16 protein-coding genes are annotated in these 16,537 nt (G+C 41.3%); all 16 read right to left on the minus strand.

Annotated features, from left to right (window positions below; all coding sequences use genetic code 11):
- Window positions 1-92 precede the first annotated feature (92 nt).
- On the minus strand, window positions 93-1,391 hold the full coding sequence (gene tig / locus ESZ50_RS11240) for a trigger factor (protein ID WP_148624015.1): 1,299 nt from the start codon (window positions 1,389-1,391) through the stop codon (window positions 93-95).
- Between the two features lie 193 nt (window positions 1,392-1,584).
- Window positions 1,585-2,301, minus strand: coding sequence for a DUF1003 domain-containing protein (locus ESZ50_RS11245; protein ID WP_148624017.1), 717 nt, complete (start codon window positions 2,299-2,301; stop codon window positions 1,585-1,587).
- A 108-nt stretch (window positions 2,302-2,409) separates the two neighbouring features.
- The gene (gene tuf / locus ESZ50_RS11250) at window positions 2,410-3,597 is read right to left on the minus strand and encodes an elongation factor Tu (RefSeq protein WP_148624019.1); all 1,188 of its coding nucleotides are present in this window, start codon (window positions 3,595-3,597) and stop codon (window positions 2,410-2,412) included.
- A 221-nt stretch (window positions 3,598-3,818) separates the two neighbouring features.
- On the minus strand, window positions 3,819-4,637 hold the full coding sequence (locus tag ESZ50_RS11255) for a hypothetical protein (protein ID WP_148624021.1): 819 nt from the start codon (window positions 4,635-4,637) through the stop codon (window positions 3,819-3,821).
- Window positions 4,638-4,726: 89 nt separating this feature from the next.
- A complete protein-coding gene (locus ESZ50_RS11260) occupies window positions 4,727-6,622 on the minus strand; it encodes a ribonuclease J (RefSeq protein ID WP_148624023.1) in 1,896 nt (631 codons plus the stop codon).
- Between the two features lie 209 nt (window positions 6,623-6,831).
- Window positions 6,832-7,086 carry a 30S ribosomal protein S20 gene (gene rpsT / locus ESZ50_RS11265; protein WP_148624025.1) on the minus strand — a complete coding sequence of 85 codons (255 nt, stop codon included), beginning with the start codon at window positions 7,084-7,086 and terminating at the stop codon, window positions 6,832-6,834.
- Between the two features lie 51 nt (window positions 7,087-7,137).
- Window positions 7,138-7,407, minus strand: coding sequence for a 30S ribosomal protein S15 (gene rpsO / locus ESZ50_RS11270; protein WP_148624026.1), 270 nt, complete (start codon window positions 7,405-7,407; stop codon window positions 7,138-7,140).
- A gap of 161 nt (window positions 7,408-7,568) precedes the next feature.
- Window positions 7,569-8,594 (minus strand): DNA polymerase III subunit delta, encoded by a 1,026-nt coding sequence (gene holA, locus ESZ50_RS11275; protein WP_148624028.1) that lies wholly within the window; start codon window positions 8,592-8,594, stop codon window positions 7,569-7,571.
- Complete coding sequence (locus tag ESZ50_RS11280) at window positions 8,548-10,566, minus strand: ComEC/Rec2 family competence protein (protein WP_187387637.1); 2,019 nt, start codon at window positions 10,564-10,566, stop codon at window positions 8,548-8,550. The genes holA and ESZ50_RS11280 overlap by 47 nt, the downstream gene beginning before the upstream one ends.
- A gap of 209 nt (window positions 10,567-10,775) precedes the next feature.
- A complete protein-coding gene (locus ESZ50_RS11285; RefSeq protein ID WP_148624032.1) occupies window positions 10,776-11,402 on the minus strand; it encodes a helix-hairpin-helix domain-containing protein in 627 nt (208 codons plus the stop codon).
- Between the two features lie 151 nt (window positions 11,403-11,553).
- Window positions 11,554-11,820, minus strand: coding sequence for a DUF1292 domain-containing protein (locus tag ESZ50_RS11290; protein WP_148624034.1), 267 nt, complete (start codon window positions 11,818-11,820; stop codon window positions 11,554-11,556).
- A gap of 74 nt (window positions 11,821-11,894) precedes the next feature.
- Window positions 11,895-12,176: a DUF1292 domain-containing protein gene (locus tag ESZ50_RS11295; protein ID WP_148624036.1), complete on the minus strand. Its 282-nt coding sequence runs from the start codon at window positions 12,174-12,176 to the stop codon at window positions 11,895-11,897.
- A 13-nt stretch (window positions 12,177-12,189) separates the two neighbouring features.
- Window positions 12,190-12,621, minus strand: a complete 432-nt coding sequence (gene ruvX, locus ESZ50_RS11300; RefSeq protein ID WP_148624038.1) for a Holliday junction resolvase RuvX — start codon at window positions 12,619-12,621, stop codon at window positions 12,190-12,192.
- Window positions 12,622-12,747: 126 nt separating this feature from the next.
- A complete protein-coding gene (locus ESZ50_RS11305; protein ID WP_148624040.1) occupies window positions 12,748-13,113 on the minus strand; it encodes an iron-sulfur cluster biosynthesis family protein in 366 nt (121 codons plus the stop codon).
- A gap of 112 nt (window positions 13,114-13,225) precedes the next feature.
- Window positions 13,226-13,483 carry an IreB family regulatory phosphoprotein gene (locus ESZ50_RS11310; protein ID WP_148624042.1) on the minus strand — a complete coding sequence of 86 codons (258 nt, stop codon included), beginning with the start codon at window positions 13,481-13,483 and terminating at the stop codon, window positions 13,226-13,228.
- Between the two features lie 38 nt (window positions 13,484-13,521).
- Entirely contained in the window at window positions 13,522-16,170 is a 2,649-nt protein-coding gene (gene alaS, locus ESZ50_RS11315; RefSeq protein WP_148624044.1) for an alanine--tRNA ligase, read from the minus strand.
- Between the last annotated feature and the right edge of the window lie 367 nt (window positions 16,171-16,537).

A 16,537-nucleotide genomic window follows, 5' to 3' on the forward strand; every position in this document is an offset into this window, starting at 1 on the left:
TCTATTCAACATAGAAAATTATCCGGCCTTTATTGTAGATTTTATCAACATTATCTGCTGAATGAAATCTACCTATTTATTTAAATTCAAAATTAAGCTTCTTCAACAGCTGAATTAACAACTACGTCAACAGCCTTCTTAATTTGAATATCATGAGCCAACATGTCAGGTGTCAAGGCTGCGCGAACAGCATCGGCTTCCATACCATATTGTGCTGCCAAGTCAGCAACTTCAGCATCAACATCCGCATCAGATGCTACAATGTTTTCAGCCTTTACAATTGCCTCCAAGACCAAGTTAGTCTTTACACGGTCGAATGCGCCTTCTTCATATTGCTTGTGCAAGTCATCTTCACTTGAACCAGTAATTTGGAAGTACATTTCAGGTGAAACACCTTGGTTTTGCATTGAAGCGAAGAATTGGTTCATCTGACGGTGAACATCTTCATCGATCATTGCGGCTGGCAAATCGCCACCCTCAACTTCAGCGTTTTCAACAGCAGCAGTAATTGCTACTTCTTCCTTCTTGTCTTGCGCGTCGTTGGCCTTAGTTTCTTCCAAACGAGTCTTAGTCTTAGCCTTCAACTCATCCAAAGAAGCAACGTCTTCATCAACGTCCTTAGCAAATTCGTCGTCCAAGGCAGGAACTTCCTTAACCTTAACTTCGTGAATAGTTGTCACGAACTTTGCTTCTTTACCAGCTAAGTCTTCTGCTTGGTAGTCGGCTGGGAAAGTAACATTAACTTCAATTTCCTCACCAGCTTTATGACCAACTAATTGCTCTTCAAAGCCAGGAATGAATTGTCCTGAACCAAGCTCAAGACTAAAGTTGTCACCCTTACCACCGTCAAATTCAACACCGTCAACTGAACCTACGAAATCGATGATAACTGTGTCACCATCTGAAGCCGCTGTATCCTCAGCCAAAACCAATTCGGCTTGACCTTGACGCAAACGCTCGATCTCTTCGTCAACTTCTGCATCTGAAACAGTTGTGTCTGCAGCAGGTACCTTAACACCCTTATACTCACCCAACTTGATTTCAGGAGCTAACTCAACTTCAGCAGTCAACTTCCAGGCTTCACCCTTGTTCATTGATACTGCATCGATATGAGGTTGTCCTACTACCGTGATACCTGCTTCTGCAACTGCAGCTGCATATACTTCAGGCAAAACATGGTTCAAAGCTTCGTTATACAAAGCCTCTTCACCGTACATTTGCATGAATACTTGCTTAGGCATCTTACCCTTACGGAAACCAGGGACGGCAATATTCTTCTTTGCCTCGTTAAATGCTTCATCAATACCCTTTTGGGCTGCTTCAACAGAAACTTCGAATGCCAAAGTTCCCTTGTTGCCTTCACCCTTAGTGAAAACTGCGCTTGTAGCCATCTGTTAATTCCTCCAATTTATAACAACAAAAGTTGTCATCATTACATGCTTATAACATTATACCGATTTAATTGACTTGCGACAACCGGTTTACTAGTCTTTGTCTTAGATTTGTCCAGTGATTCTTAAATGATCAAATAACTTAGCTTGTTCTAACTTAGTAATCCTGATTATTTTCAAATAACTAACATGCCTATCGTCGTTGTAACTCAGCCAATTGATTTGTAATTGAACCTAGTATCTCAACTTGCAATCGCTGAACCTCTAAAGAATCAGCTTGATCCTGTTGCATCAAATGATCTAGCTTTGAATGCAGTAAACGAATCTCTGCTTCTGATTTACGATTAATTCGATAGCCGTTCGTTGATTCCAAACGATCGTATTCTGCCGAGCGGTTCTGGCTCATCAAAATCAAAGGGGCTTGGAAGGCCGCAATCATACTCAACGTTAAATTCAATAAAATAAAGGGATAGGGATCAAAGTTCATCCCAAATAAGTGCAGGCCATTCAGTACCATCCACACTAACATAAACGCCAAGAACGATAGAATAAACGTCCACGACCCCCCAAAACGTGCAACACCGTCAGCGATTCGTTGCCCAAAGGTCAGTGTTTCATCAAGATGTTTTCGCACATCAATCTCTTGGTACGCCTCGTTATCCGCCACTTTTGCAAAGCGATCATGGAATTTGTCATTCTCGTGAAAATCCTTCGCCAAAAGTACATCTAACTTCTTCAGTCGATAATTTGTCAAATGTTGGTACGACATAAAATCGCGACGCGTTGCTTTAGGGAAATCCTTACGAATCAACCCAAATAGTTCGCTATCCAACTCTGTCAGAAACACGCCATCTGTCACAGGGTAGTTTTTTCCGTCAATTAGATCCTTTTGATACTTTAATACTGCCATTGTCACACTCCCTTCTGTTAATACTATACAAAAAAAACTCTACTGCGAACAGTAGAGTTTTCTAAATGTTACCAATTACGGTAACAAGGGGATTCTAATTAATTAAAATTAGTCCTTGATTTCTGAAACAGTTCCGGCACCAACAGTACGGCCACCTTCACGAACAGTAAACTTCAATCCCTTTTCAATGGCAACTGGCGCGATCAATTCGATATCGAATGTAACGTTATCACCAGGCATAACCATCTCAACACCTTCTGGCAATTGAACTACACCAGTAACATCAGTTGTGTGGAAGTAGAATTGTGGACGGTAGTTAGTGAAGAATGGAGTGTGACGTCCACCTTCTTCCTTAGTCAAGACATAAACCTCAGCCAAGAACTTAGTGTGTGTATGGATTGAACCTGGCTTAGCCAAAACTTGACCACGCTCGATCTCAGTACGATCAACACCACGCAACAAAGCACCGATGTTATCACCAGCTTGACCTTCTTGCATTGACTTACGGAACATCTCGATTCCAGTAACAACAGTTGCGCGAGGCTCTTCCTTCAATCCAACGATTTCGATAGGCTCGTTCAACTTGATGATTCCACGATCTACACGACCTGAAGCAACAGTACCACGACCAGTGATCGTAAATACATCTTCAACAGGCATCAAGAATGGCTTATCAACATCACGATCTGGCGTTGGGATGTATGAGTCAACAGTATCCATCAACTCTTCGATAACCTTAACTTGTTCTGGGTCACCTTCCAAAGCCTTCAAAGCTGATCCGCGAAGAACAGGAATGTTATCACCATCGAAGTCATATTCTGACAACAATTCGCGAACTTCCATCTCAACCAAGTCAACCAACTCTTCGTCGTCAACTAGATCAGTCTTGTTCAAGAATACGATGATGTAATCAACACCAACTTGACGAGCCAACAAGATGTGCTCACGAGTTTGTGGCATAGGACCATCAGTAGAAGCAACAACCAAGATAGCACCGTCCATTTGGGCAGCACCAGTGATCATGTTCTTAACGTAGTCCGCGTGACCTGGGGCGTCGATGTGAGCATAGTGACGAGCTTCAGTTGAATACTCGATGTGAGCAGTGTTGATCGTGATTCCACGCTCACGCTCTTCTGGAGCAGCATCAATCGCTGCGAAATCAGCTTGCTCAGCCAATCCCTTGTCAGCCAATACCTTTGAGATAGCGGCAGTCAAAGTTGTCTTACCGTGATCAACGTGTCCAATAGTACCAATATTAACGTGCGGCTTAGTGCGCTCGAATGTTTCCTTAGCCAAAAGCTTATCCTCCTAATTTTCGCAAGTAAGTCTCTTATCAGACCAACTTAAAGTTGCTTCTAATAATTATACTACATTCCTCACAGAACATAAACAACTCGATGCGAAAATCTATTATCTTGTTGTCTCCCCGTGGGAAGCTGTTGTTATTATATAAAAACATAAGCTCATTGTAAATGAATTTACTTAAAATACTTTAAAAATTTTTTATTTTTAGCCAATTAGGCTAAATTATCGAGTGTTCCAAGGATTGCCCGCCGAATATCGGACTGGCTTTTGAGGTCAAACTGATCATCATCGCCCAGCAAATTAGCAAGTAGTCCCTGCACCCATTTTGGTACATCTAAAATCACATCTGCTGCAAAGGGATAGAGGTTAATCATAATATACTGATTAATTTGTTCCAAACTACGTTCCATCACTGGATCATTCAGCAGGCTGATTTCTTTTCGAACGGCTAATCGAACTGGCTGTTCAAACAAATCTGGCAATTCAACTGGCTTGAATTGATGCTCAGTCTGATCGAACCACAAAGAGGTCACCATTTCAGCTAGCTCAACGCGCCTCAAATGATCCAAAATATTTGTTCGTGTAACTTGACTGCCAAATGGATCAATCAAAACAAACTTGGCACCAACCAAGAAATCTGCCAAGGGCAATCGAAGTGCATGCTTCAGTCTGTCTGCTTGTTCATTAAGTGGATACTCCGATAAATGATAAAAATCTCGACTGATTTTTTTGATACTCTCCGGAAAATCAACACGGTAGCTCAGCTCTGCTTGTTCAATTCGCTCAATCAAACCCTTAGAATTGTCTAACAAATTGATAAATTCGCGTGCCAAAATGAATTCCGCCTCATGTAATAAGAGATCAAGATAAATTAATTGGAAATCAGACGCTACATACGCTTCTGGTAAATCATTTGCATAATTGAGTGCCTCTGCATATTGCTGCTCCGCCAATAGCGCTGTCACTAGTTGTCGATTAATTTCAATCGAACGATTTTGCACATAAATTTCTGCCAGTATTTCAACGTCCATATCTGCTTATCTCCTTAGAATAAAAAGTCATCTAAAATAATAACACCTTAACGGGCCCTATTATTTTAGATGACTTTCTGAATTAATTATTATTTTTGTTCGGCATTCTTGTTTTCGCCGTTTTCACTTTGCTGCCTTGGCTTACGATTACGCGGACGGCGGTTCTTCTTCACATTGCCTTCACTCGCATCATTTTTGGCCTTCGCATCATTCTTTGGCTTACCATCATCGGGCTTTTTTGCTGACTTTTGTGGCTTACCATTTGTGACAGGCGTGTTTTTATTTCCCACACGCTTACGACGACGACCGTTTTGATTTGCTTCCATGATAACAGGCAAAATCACAGGGCGGCGACGAGTCTGCTCAAACAAGAACTTACCCAAGACATCACGCACAGAGCTCTTTAAATTACCCCAATCAAACTCTTTACTGTTCTTAATCCCATCTTGAACGGCTGTCTCAACCAATGTAGCAGCTTCACGCATCAAATCGCGGGAAGTTTTTACATACACAAAGCCGCGTGAATCAAGCTTAGGCTTTGCAATCACCTTCTTCTTCTTGCGGTCGATCGTTACGACTGCAATGAAGACTCCATCTTCAGATAGAATACGCCGATCATTCAGGACAATTGAACCAATATCTCCAATTCCTGATCCATCAATCATCGTCGAGCCAACCTGGATCGAACCACCCAAGTGCATCTGTCCGTCATCATATCTTAGATTATCACCCTTAGCTAATAACCAAGTATTCTCGTCCGTATAACCTAATTCTTTTGCTGCATTATATGCTGCGTTCAACACACGATACTCACCTTGAATTGGAATTACATTCTTAGGTTTCAATAAATTAAGCAATAACTGGAAATCATTCTTTGACGCATGTCCTGAAGATTTCATATCAGTTGAAATTTGCTTAACTTGTGCGCCCGCACGGAAAAGCATATCACGCGTTCGAGCAACGTAGCCTTCCATCGCAGTCGATGGAGTTGTTGTAATGAATACGAGGTCACCTTCAGTGATCTTAATGTTTCGATCCTCACCCAAGGCCATTCTTTGCAGATGACGAATTGGCTCACCCATTCGACCGGTTTCCAGAATAACAGTTTCTTCTGGTTCTAGTTTACTCAAATTTTTAATAGAAACGAACATTTCGTTTTCAGGCATTGGCAATGAAAGCTTCTTCAAACGCAAAGCCGTCCGGACAACTTTCTCCAAGTCATTACCTGAAAGAACAACCTTACGACCAACCTTAAACGCGGCGTCAATGATTTGTTGAATTCGTTGAATATTTGATGCTACTGCACCAACGACAATCCGCCCATGATGGTGTCGGAAAGCGTCCAAAATGTAAGCCGCCAGATCGGCCTCGTGTGCAGCGGTCCCATAAGTTGCGGTTCCAGCAGCGTCAGCAAGTAAGGCAACTACACCCTTTTGACCAATCTCAGCCAAGCGTAAAAGGTCTGTTTGATAATATGGCAATGCCGTTGTGTCAAACTTGAAGTCACCGGTATATACAACTTCTCCAACAGGCGTCTCAATCACCACACCTAATGATTCGGGAATTGTATGAGTCGTTTCAAAGAACGATACGACCGTATCACCAAATGAAACCTCAGAATTTCCACGAACAACATGATAATCCTCAAAGCCCTTAGCTTCTGGTTCTGCATCAACAGCCAGTTTTGCAAGCTCAATTGTTAACTCTGAACCAAACACAGGTACCTGAATCTGAGAAAGCAAGTAAGGCAAAGCACCAATTGCATCAGCATGCCCGTGCGTTAAAAAGACACCCGCAATTTGATCAGCATGTTCAATCAAATAGGCGAAATCAGGAATAACTACGTCTACCCCTAATAAATCACTTTCGGGATATTTCAGACCAGCGTCCAAAATAAAAATATCATTGTCTACGGTAACTGCGTACATGTTCTTTCCATTTTCACGTACACCACCAAAGGGCATAATGCTTAAAGTTGTTGTCATATTAATCTCATTTCTTTTCCGGGTCAGCACAACCCAAACGTTTTTTTGTTTCTTTTACTATACCATAACTCAGTATTTTTTTGATAGATTGCTCATCAAAAGGTGTTAAATTCACCTAGATAAATGTATTAATATGACGCAAAAAAAGGACAAGATCAAAATGATCTTGTCCTTTTAACCAATAAAATTGGTATTTTTATCAACGTTGATTACTTGTTTAGCAAAGCAGCCAAACGTGACTTGTCACGTGAAGCTTTGTTTTTAGCAATCAAGCCCTTTGATGCAGCGCGATCAAGAGCAGATGAAGCGTTCAAGAACAACTCTTGCAAGTTGTCTGATCCAGCTTCAACGGCCTTGCGGAACTTCTTCACTTCAGTACGGTATGCACTTAATTGTGAGACGTTACGTTCGCGTTGAATCTTGTTCAAACGGGCACGTTGGATTGATGACTCGATAATAGGCATCGCTTTTCCCTCCAATGATAAATGTTCAGTATTTTATTTGTGACGTTAAAATTAACGACGCAAACCAAGACTTTGAATCAACTCACGGTAACGTTGTACATCGTTGTTACGCAAGTAACGCAACAAGTTACGACGGTGACCGATCTTCTTCATCAAACCACGTTGTGAGTGGAAGTCATGCTTGTGCTCTGACATGTGAGTGTTTAACTCGTTGATGTCAGCAGTCAAAACTGCGACTTGAACTTCAACTGAACCAGTATCACCTTCGTGACGTGCGAACTCTTTAATGATTTCATTCTTGCGTTGTGCAGAAATAGCCATTAGAATGTCCACCTTTCTTATAAAATGTCGCCCAAATCCGCGTACGACGACGGTGAACCGTCAAACGCAGAAATAGGTCAAAGATATGTGCTTAATAAGCACTTCCAGTAGTTTACACAGAAATACACAAAAATGCAAGGATATTTAATAAATTCGGCCTACTAGCCCGCAATATCATGTTGATAACGCAATACAAACAGTTCAAACAATAATTCTGGATCTCGCTGGGTCGACTTCAACTGTTCTTCCATTGCCACGAGCCCCAGATAAGCTTTTGAAAGCGCGTTAAAGGAAAAATTACGAACCGTCTTTTTAGCGAGCTTAACTCGGTATGGATGTACTTTCAATGCCCCTGCAATTGCCTGTTCGCTTTGCTGTAACGACTTAACCTGGATTAATAGCCGGAATTGCCCTACCAAAGCAGCATGTAACCGTAATGGCTCCTCACCGGATAAAACCAGTTCGTGATAAAGTTGAACAGCCTTGGTTAAGGACCCTGCTAATAAATTTTCAATCAGATTAAAGATGTTTTCCGACAAAGTGCGCGTCACTAAGGCCTCAACGGCTGTCAGGTCAATAACCTTACTATCAGCGGCGTACAGGCTCAATTTATCAAGTTCTGACATGATCTGAGTCAATGACATGTTCGTTAACCGAATTAATTCCTCTAATGCATCCTTCTCGATCTTGAAATTCTCTTTTTCCAATCGTGAATAGATCATTTTTTGAATATCTCGCTCAGTTAAGTCACCAAAGGCAAGATACTCAGTTCGTTCTTTCAATTGTTTTACAACTTTTTTGCGCGAGTCAAGTTTTGAGTAGGGCGCAAAAATCACCAAGATTGTCTGAGGTTCCGGGTGTTGTAAATATTCCAACATTTCATCAGGGTTATGCTCAATTTTATTTTTAGAATTCTCGCCCGTCAGAAAATAAGCGTTGTCCAATATTACAACGCGAAATTCACCAAAGAATGGTACTGCACGAGCATCATCCAAAGCGGCGCTCAATGGCGTTTCACTCAAATCAAACTGCCCCAAATTCAAAGTTTGATCTGCTGGATCAATTAAGTTCGTGAACATCATTCGTGCTTGATCCAACAAATACTGATCAGTCCCTTGAATTAGATAGATTGGTGCGTGTTCATTTCGTCCAAGTGCGGCCTTTATTGTATCTAGTGTCACTGCCACTTAACTTTACCTCCCACCATGTAAAATTGCCAAGCCAATTGTATTCAATCATACCATGATTTGCCGTTGAAAAAAGTTTAAGTCGGGCCTGTTTTGCCGTCCGGAGCGTTTCCAGATGCGGATGCCCATATCGATTTTCAAAACCAGCGGAAATCACTCCAATCTTCGGCTTGATCGCCCTGATAAATGTTCTAGCGCTACTTGTCTTTGAGCCATGATGGCCTAATTTAATAATATTCGCTTGCAAATTTGGATAAGCGCTCTTAATAGCTAGCTCCCCACGCCGGTCCAAATCCCCCATTGCTAATAGTGTTTGTGGTCCAACTTGTAAACGGACTACCAGCGAATCTTCATTCCGCCCTGTACCAATTTGAAAAGGGTATAGAAAGTCACCAAAAACCCGTTCTTGCGGAGCCTGAACCTCATGCACTCGCTGACCCTGATACGATTTTTGCCATGACATGCCTGCTGGAATATAGATGTTTTTTATTCGGATTTGCTTTGCCAAATCTGTAAAATTCCCAACATGATCGAAATCCCGATGTGTTAATACAACATGGTCCAAGCAATCAATCCCTTTTGCATGCAAATATTTCAGCATTTGCTCAACGTCAAAATTACGTTGATATCGCCGCCGATTGCCGAATTGAAGTTTCCCACCGACATCAATTAAAATGACACCTTCATAAGGTCTATGAATCAATGTCGCATCCCCTTGCCCAACATCAAAAAAGGTAACATGACCAATAGGAAGCAATCTCTGATAACTATAAGCCAAAAGCCCAATCAAAACCAATAACCCGAAATACAATCGACGAACTTTGATTAACAAAAAAGATCCCACTATCAAAGCTGCGAATACCAAGGCGATTGGCGGTTGTCCAAAAATAATTTTGCCAGCAAACTTGGCGATTATTTGCAACAACAACTGCCCATAGCCCAATAAATCGTTAGTTAACATGACCAACGCCTTAACATCAAAAATTCTGGCAATTGTTCCAATTACGGTTAGTGGTATCACAACACGCGAAAAGATTGGAATCGCGAAGCAATTAACGATTATCGAAATTGGTGTCCAACTATATGTATGCCAGATGATGATCGGTGATATTAGTATTGCCAGTAAAAAACTAGTTCTCGTTGCTGATCCTGTCTTTTGCCATATTAATCCCCATGCCAAAAGAAATGACAGCTGACCACCTAACTGCAAAAGTAATGTTGGTTTTAACAACAATGAAACCATCAAACTCAGCCCAAAAACGTCCTTTTTATGCAAATTTATCCAATGTAATTCACACCAATTCTCAACGATACCACTTACAACCGCCCGCACTAAGGCGTGCGCCTCACCTGCAAACACTCCCAACATGAAGATTATCCCTTGCCCAATAATCAATCGTTCTTCTCGAACTAAATAAAATAACCGAGCAATCCTTCCCCATACTCTCTTCAACAGTGTCACCTGATAGCCAGAAATGCTAAATAAATGCACCAAGCCTAATGTGGATATTTCCATATTGTTCTGATAGAAGTTTTCTGGTACATGCCCCAAAAGAAGGGTTTGTCCATAGTCACTTAAAATTCCAGGCATGGTTTCGAACCATTTAGTCAATTGGTAATGTATATCTCGAATTAACCAGAGCAAACGGTCCAATCCACCTTTTTTTGAATATATCAAGCTAACTTGATCCAGTTTCATCTGATGTGTTACATTTCTAATTCGCCAATAGTTCGCTTCATCAAATCCGTATCGATTGCTGGCAGCAACCAGCTTATTTAACCGACCAATTACTACTAATTCGATATTTCCTTGATTGGCTCGTAATTTGTCGGCAATATCCCGATCCACTGGGCCGGTGATTTTTATACCCAATCCCGCCTTGGTAAATCCATACCCTCGCAGATAACCCGCTTTAATCTGATACCATTCAGCATGACTGATTAATTTCTGGGTTTGCGCTTGTTTTTCCATACGAACTTGTCGCCACTGGAGCTCATTGCATGCAAAATAACCACCACAAATAATGAATGTCAAAATCCCCCGCCAAAATTGCGTTCTAAAATGACAAAATAGCAGTGCTAGAAACCAGCCTACCAATAAAACACCCCACCAACATTGTCCAATGATTAGGCAATTAATTCCTAGCACACTCCCTGACAGTGTCAACAAAAAACCAACCTTCATACTGTAATCTGCGCATTTATTCGAGCAAAAATCTTTTCACCAATCCCCGAAACACTCTTTAACGCCTCAATTGTTTTGAAGGGGCCTTTAGTTTGCCGAAAAGCGATAATATCTTCCGCCCGCTTAATTCCAATCCCCGGTAATTGAGTCAACTCCGTTGCATTTGCTTGATTAATATTGATTACATTCTGATCTGTTCGAGTAGTCTGTTGAACTTTGATTCCTGGAATCGGATAATCAGCCGGAACCTCATCATCACCATGTGGAACGTAGATCACCGCTTGATCATGTAGTTTAACCGCTAAATTCAATCGTGCATCGTTCACACCCGCCTTAAAACCACCAGCGGCCTTAATTACATTTAGGACCATCGGATTCGTTTCAAAAAAATAAACGCCTGGGTTGACAACATGGCCTTTAACATCAATCGCAATTTTTTTATTCTTCGAGTGATGTGATTCTGACATTGCAGACCTCAGCGAACTTTTTGGCTTAATTGTCCCTTGTGGTTCAAGCTTCCGCCCATTAGACGTCTTTAAAAGGAACACCCCACCTAGGACGAGCATCACAAAAAAAAGCGCTATCCAGCGACGATATTGTACAAAATATTCTTTCCACATCATCTGGAGCCTCCTTTAAAATCCATCAATTCAAAATTATCCTTAGTTTATTTGACCTCTACTTTAACAAGACTACCCAGCAATTCAATTTGTCAAAAAAACAAAAAAAAGAGCCAACTGCATAATTCAATTACACAGCTAACTCATCAAGTTATTAGATCTCAGGGTTGTTCAAAATCGTCGCCATAACTTCTTCGACCATATCAAACTCTGCATCAGTTTCAATGGGTATCAGTTCACCCGCTTCATCGGCGGGATTGATTGTGTACGCGAGTACGCCATCAACTTCCGGATCAAGTGCCTGCAAAATAATGTAGGTCTTTCCGTTCTCATCTGATTCAAAGGAGAAAAGTTCAGTAAACTCAACCTCATCACCGTTTTCATCTTCTAATACATAAATTTCTGCTTCATTTTCTGCCATTCTCAACTCCTTGATTACAACAAAAACCGAGTAATTTCTCAAGGTACAGAAATTCCCCGGTAGTTATCAAATAATTATTCGGCCTCGTCAAGGTACTGCGTTAAACGTTCCTCAACCATTTCCCACTCTTCATCGTCTTCAATTGGCATCAATTCACCCTCTGTATCTGCTTCAACTTCATCGGGATCATAAATATATGCCAACATTTCAACTTCTTCATCCTCTGGCGTGCCAGCAGGAAATAATACAATGTAGTTCTTGTTGTATTCCTCAGAATGGAAGGTAAATAAAACTTCATATAGCGTCTCATTACCTTGATCATCAGTTAATGTGATTACATCTTGTTCGTCATTCATATTAAAACACCTCTTATTTTACTAGTGGACCTTTACGATCCAAGTAATTTTGCAAAATTAAACTTGCAGCCAACTTATCGATCACTTGCTTGCGCTTTTTACGTGATGTGTCTGCTTCCTCAACCAACATACGTTCTGCCTCAACTGTTGTCAAGCGTTCATCTTGAAAATCAATTGGCAGGTTAAATTTTTCTTTCAACAATTCGCCATAATACTGAGCCGCCTCGGCTCTTGGTCCAATTGTGTTATTCATATTTTTCGGTAAACCAAGCACAAAACCACTTGGTTCATACTTTGCAACGAGCTCAGCCATCCGTTCTAGGCCGAATTCTTTTTCATCTTCATTGATTCTAATGATCTCAACACCTTGGGCTGTCCAGCCCAAAACATCTGATACCGCTACGCCAACGGTTCGTGAACCAACATCTAGTCCCAATATTCGCATTTGATTTACAAACCTTCCTCTGAAAATTATTTTGTAACAGTTAGTAATACTAATATTACAAGAATTCCTGATAAAAACCAACAAAAATCGAGCAAGAGTCAGCTAACAATAACTCCTGCTCGATTTCTAGTGCCCCATAGTCGTTCCATCGCGAACAACAACTGTATCATCCAACACTCCTTGTTCACTACTAATAACCATCCCACCAAAGTCGGTCACATCAAGAATCATATGTTCACCCAAATAATCCTTCGCATAACTCTTAACTGGGATTTTACCATAATTAGAATCAATCTCTAAATCAAACCATGGTAATAGTGGTTGATTTTCCTCAACGATTAAGACTACCAATGAATTTTGCATTGCTCCTTCAGCAGTCACGGAATATGGTGAAACACCATCATCAAACATTAAGACTAATCTACGATTTGGTGTCTTATTCAAAACTGGCGCGATCTTCTCCATTGCTAAATCAGTTATTCTTAGTTCCATCTTTCAATCCACCTCTCTTACTTATTGTTAGTATAACACTTTTCTTAGCCGCGGTTTCAATAAAAAAAGATCAGCAAACTATCGTTCGCTGATCTAAGTTCATACTATTCAACTATTTTTCCAAAAAATCTTTGACCAATGCTTCAATGATCTCATCACGTTCAAATTTACGGATCAAATTCCGCGCATCATTTGCACGTGGTACATAAGCAGGGTCACCCGAAATCAAATATCCTACAATTTGATTAATAGGGTTATAACCCTTCTCTTCCAAAGCATGGTACACAACCTTCAGTGTCTCACGAACGTCTTGCTCGTTATTAGCACCTAGATTAAAAACATTTGTCTGCGTGTTTTCAAAATTGCTCATGCACAACCTCCTTAGGGGTTCTCTATTCTAAATCAATCTTATCTATTTGACAACCATTCACTAGCTTGTTCGAATGCATCCCTAATTCCAGCAGGGTTCTTTCCGCCCGCTTTAGCCATCTCAGGTCGTCCGCCACCGCCACCATCTACTGCTGGGGCAATCGCCTTAATCAAGTCACCAGCCTTTACACCCGCTTTAATTGCATCAGGAGCTACACTGACCATTAGATTAACTTTATCGCCAAGATTAGCCGCCAAAACTAGTACATCAGACGGATACTTCTGCTTCCAATTATCAGCCGTCTCCATTAAAGCACCCATTGATTCAACTGCCAATTCTGCAGTAATCATCGTAAAGTTACCAGCCTGTTTAACATCATCAAAGGCCGCTGATGCTGCTTGAGAGGCGATCTTGGACTCTAAAGTTGCAACCTGTTGCTTAGCATCTTTCAGTGAGTTTTGCAAAGCAACAATCTTATCACCAATTTCCGAGACCTGTGGTGCTTTTACCAGTTGTGCAGCGTTGTTCAATAGTTGATCATGGTTTTTTAGATAATTCATTGTACCACGACCTGTTACCGCCTCAATCCGACGAACGCCAGCACCTGTTCCTTGCTCCGCTACAATCTTAAACATCCCCAGCTCGGCCGTTGAATTTGCATGTGTCCCACCGTCAAACTCAACGTTGAAATCACCAATTGAAACTACTCGAACTGTTTCTCCATATTTCTCAGTAAAGACCGCCACAGCACCGAGCTTCTGCGCTGACTCAAGATCAGTTTCAACCCATGAAACAGGTAAATTCTCGATAATCTTGTCATTAATAAGATCTTCGATTCTCTGTAAGTCCTCAGTTGAGACGGCTCCGTTGTAGGTAAAATCATACCGTAAATAGTCTTCAGTTACTAATGAACCGGCTTGCGTCGTATGCTCACCCAGCAAATTACGTAATGCTTGGTCAAGTAAATGAGTTGCTGTATGATTTTTTGAAACCGCAGCGTGATAAGCTTGATCGACAACTAACTTATACTTAGCCCCTACTTTAATTTCACCGACCAATTCAAGTTTGTGTAAGTGCTGACCATTTGGCGCGCGCTGTACATCAACAACTCGCGCGACTAAATGATCTTGTTCATCAATAACTGCACCACGATCCGCAACCTGTCCACCCATTTCAGCATAGAATGGAGTAACCGAAAAGACTGCCAAGCCCGTACCACTTTCGGTAGCATTAACTAATTCATCGTCAACGATTAAGTCAGTCAATGTACTTTCGGCCACTGTTAGTTCTGACCAACCGACATACCTTGATTCTGTTTTAAGATCGGTAAACAAAGCGTTTTGAATACCCATTGATGCTTTGTTTGATCGTGCCGCGCGGGCCCGATCTTGTTGCGCCTTCATCTCAGTATCAAATCCTGCACGATCAACCGTAAGCCCAACCTCTTCGGCGGCTTCTTGAGTCAATTCATACGGGAATCCATAGGTATCATACAGTTTGAAGGCGATTTCACCGGCAATAACTCCATTGCCGGCTTGAGCTTCTGCAATAACGCCATCCAACAGTGAAAGCCCGTCAGAAAGCGTCTTATTGAAACGAACCTCCTCTGCCTCAACGACAGAAGCAATATAGCCCGCATTTTCCAATACTTCTGGATAATAGGACGCCATAATTTCGCCAACAACGGGAACTAGATCCTTCAAGAATAGTTGATCAATCCCCAACTTACGTCCGTGCAATACAGCACGACGAAGCAAACGTCGAATGATATATCCACGCCCCTCATTCGAAGGCAGTGCGCCATCGCCAATAGCAAAGGCTACTGCACGAACATGATCAGCTATTACTTTGAATGAAATGTCCTTGACTGGGTCTTGACCATACTTATATTGGCCTGACATTTGTTCAGTCTTTTTAATGATTGGCATGAACAGATCGGTCTCAAAGTTGGTTTTTGCATTTTGGAAGACCGAAACAACACGCTCTAGCCCCATTCCCGTATCAATATTTTTATGTGGTAATTCTGGATAATCTTTATTGCTAGTCAATCCAGGCAAATGATTGAACTGAGAGAAAACGATATTCCATATCTCGAGATAACGCTCATTTTCACCACCGGGATAATTTTCTTTTGCGTCAGCCGCATCAAATTCCACACCGCGATCGTAGAATATCTCTGTATCCGGACCAGATGGTCCCTCACCAATATCCCAAAAGTTATCAGGTTCCTCATAAAGATGATCCGCTGGCAATCCAACCACGTTCAGCCATATCTCTTTAGCCTCAGTATCGTCAGGATAAACTGTTACAAATAATTTCTCAGGATCCATATCATACCATTCAGGACTAGTTAATAGTTCCCAGGCCCATGGAATGACCTCAGCCTTAAAATAGTCACCAATTGAGAAATTACCCATCATTTCGAAAAGCGTGTGATGACGCGCAGTATGTCCAACATTCTCAATATCATTTGTCCGAATTGACTTCTGAGCATTTGTCAAACGTGGGTTCTCAGGCACAATCGTACCATCGAAGTACTTCTTCAAAGTTGCCACACCAGAATTAATCCACAAGAGCGTGGGGTCATCCTTTGGAATCAAAGATTGAGAAGGTTCAATACTGTGCCCCTTGCTTTCGAAAAAGCGCAAAAACATTGATCGAACTTCTGCTGATGATAATTCTTTCATTTCTACAAAAACCACCTTATTTTAAATTAAAAAAAGACAATCAATTACAGACAGGGACGCCAATGCGCGGTACCACCCTGTTTGCAATGATCATCTAGCTCATTACCTCTTTAAGTTGGCGCCTAACACTGCCACGCGGTTTGCTTACACAAACATAATATAGGTAGCATTAGGATCCCGGTAGCATTCCTCTCATCAACTCGAAATGTTTCTACTTGCTCTACCTGCGAATCTAATATATCCTATTGCAAAATTATAACATACCTAAGCAACAGCCGATGTATCAGTTTCTTAACAATTCTGCAATAAAATACTCGGATTCGACACATCTCGTCTAATTTCAAAAAAAGAACGATATCCCATTAAT

The organism is Weissella muntiaci, from assembly GCF_008107635.1.
GTDB classification, from domain to species: domain Bacteria; phylum Bacillota; class Bacilli; order Lactobacillales; family Lactobacillaceae; genus Weissella; species Weissella muntiaci.

Bases quoted from the DNA above. Each gene is read 5' to 3' on its own strand.
- ruvX (WP_148624038.1), bottom strand. From the start codon at position 12,621: ATGCGAATATTGGGACTAGATGTTGGTTCACGAACCGTTGGCGTAGCG.
- ESZ50_RS11305 (WP_148624040.1), bottom strand. From the start codon at position 13,113: ATGGAACTAAGAATAACTGATTTAGCAATGGAGAAGATCGCGCCAGTT.
- ESZ50_RS11285 (WP_148624032.1), bottom strand. From the start codon at position 11,402: ATGATGTGGAAAGAATATTTTGTACAATATCGTCGCTGGATAGCGCTT.
- tig (WP_148624015.1), bottom strand. From the start codon at position 1,391: ATGGCTACAAGCGCAGTTTTCACTAAGGGTGAAGGCAACAAGGGAACT.
- ESZ50_RS11260 (WP_148624023.1), bottom strand. From the start codon at position 6,622: ATGACAACAACTTTAAGCATTATGCCCTTTGGTGGTGTACGTGAAAAT.
- rpsT (WP_148624025.1), bottom strand. From the start codon at position 7,086: ATGCCTATTATCGAGTCATCAATCCAACGTGCCCGTTTGAACAAGATT.
- rpsO (WP_148624026.1), bottom strand. From the start codon at position 7,407: ATGGCTATTTCTGCACAACGCAAGAATGAAATCATTAAAGAGTTCGCA.
- alaS (WP_148624044.1), bottom strand. From the start codon at position 16,170: ATGAAAGAATTATCATCAGCAGAAGTTCGATCAATGTTTTTGCGCTTT.
- ESZ50_RS11290 (WP_148624034.1), bottom strand. From the start codon at position 11,820: ATGGCAGAAAATGAAGCAGAAATTTATGTATTAGAAGATGAAAACGGT.
- ESZ50_RS11295 (WP_148624036.1), bottom strand. From the start codon at position 12,176: ATGAATGACGAACAAGATGTAATCACATTAACTGATGATCAAGGTAAT.
- ESZ50_RS11245 (WP_148624017.1), bottom strand. From the start codon at position 2,301: ATGGCAGTATTAAAGTATCAAAAGGATCTAATTGACGGAAAAAACTAC.
- ESZ50_RS11255 (WP_148624021.1), bottom strand. From the start codon at position 4,637: ATGGACGTTGAAATACTGGCAGAAATTTATGTGCAAAATCGTTCGATT.
- ESZ50_RS11310 (WP_148624042.1), bottom strand. From the start codon at position 13,483: ATGAGCAATTTTGAAAACACGCAGACAAATGTTTTTAATCTAGGTGCT.
- ESZ50_RS11280 (WP_187387637.1), bottom strand. From the start codon at position 10,566: ATGGAAAAACAAGCGCAAACCCAGAAATTAATCAGTCATGCTGAATGG.